The sequence below is a fragment of the Shewanella sp. 4t3-1-2LB genome, assembly GCF_017368415.1.
GTDB lineage: Bacteria > Pseudomonadota > Gammaproteobacteria > Enterobacterales > Shewanellaceae > Shewanella > Shewanella fodinae.
The window spans coordinates 1-255 of sequence record NZ_JAFNJD010000176.1; the positions used below are offsets into that span (position 1 = coordinate 1).

The following is a 255-nucleotide window of genomic DNA, read 5'->3' on the forward strand; positions in this document are numbered from 1 at the left end:
GTGCAGTAATTACCCTAGATGCCTTGCATTGTCAGCGTGAAACGTTGGAAAAAATCAGTGAGAAAAAGGCGCATGTTGTGGTTCAAGTCAAAAAGAACCAGCCCACACTTTGGAACGCTGTTCAGTCACAGTTTCAGGCTGTTTTTGATGCTAAGAAAGAACAAGTTGTCACCGAAGTCAGACAAGAGGCTCATGGTCGCAAAGAGGAACGATATGTATTCCAACTCAAAGCAAAATTGCCAGAGAATCTTGTGG

At 43.5% G+C, this 255-nt stretch carries 1 protein-coding gene; it reads left to right on the forward strand.

The window, feature by feature from the left end; translation table 11 throughout:
• Positions 1-255, forward strand: a 255-nt coding sequence (locus J3L11_RS19740; protein ID WP_207572017.1) for an ISAs1 family transposase, incomplete at both ends; no start/stop codon positions are given.